Genomic DNA, 933 nt, shown 5'->3' with positions numbered 1-933 from the left:
CCCGTAATCTCGCGGCCAACAATGGACATACCGGCCAGCAGCTACCAGACTGCGTGGCTGATTCATTCACGGATATACCGACATGCTTACCACTGTGTGGGCCATTATTGCTCCGGTATTGTTATGCGCCGGCGTGGGTTTTTTCTGGGCGCGGGCCGGCAAGCCCTTTGATACCCGGATGGTCACCTCCCTGGTCACCCTGGTCACCACTCCCTGCCTGATTGTCGCCACCATGGGCAAGACGGAGCTGGACTTGCAGGCGCTCATGGACGTGGCCGGTTTGGCCGTAGCGGTACTGGCCACCACGTTCGTGGTCAGCGCGGTGATCCTGCTCTTTACCGGCCAACCCTTTCGGGTGTTTCTGCCTTCACTGATCTTCCCCAACACCGGCAACATGGGCATTCCGCTGTGCATGCTCGCGTTTGGCGAAGCCGGATTGGCATTGTCGCTGGCGTGGATGATGCTCTACTCCGTGGCGCACTTTTCCCTGGGGCTGGCCATCGTCAGTGGCGAGGGGTTTTCCCTGAAACTGTTCCGCCACCCGATTCTGATCTCCGTGTTTCTGGCCGTGGCCATGGTCGCTTTCCAGCTAAGCCTGCCTGAGTGGCTCTACAACACCGTCAGCCTGATCGGCGATCTGACCATTCCCTTGATGCTGATTACACTGGGGGTGTCCCTGTCGCAGCTGAAAGTGCGCCATCTGGGTAGCGGAGCCGGGTTTGCGGTGCTGCGTCTGGCCAGTGGCTTTGCGGTGGGGTGGGGGCTGGTGACGGCACTGGACATCGACGGCCCACTGCGTGGGGTGGTGCTGATCGAATCCACCATGCCGGTGGCGGTATTCAATTACCTGCTCGCCAAAGCCTACAACCGGGGCGCGGAAGAAGTCGCTGCCATGGTGGTGATTTCCACCTTGCTGGCGTTTCTGCTGCTACC

The 933-nt window shown here is 60.3% G+C and carries 1 protein-coding gene; it reads left to right on the top strand.

What is annotated here, in order from left to right:
- Positions 1 to 82: 82 nt before the first annotated feature.
- A partial coding sequence (locus A3754_RS02810) for an AEC family transporter (RefSeq protein WP_063518796.1) occupies positions 83 to 933 on the top strand: 851 nt, incomplete at its 3' end.

The organism is Alcanivorax sp. HI0083 (genome assembly GCF_001635175.1).
The sequence above is the reverse complement of the archived record's forward strand: the minus strand, read 5'-3'. Positions and strand labels throughout refer to the sequence as shown.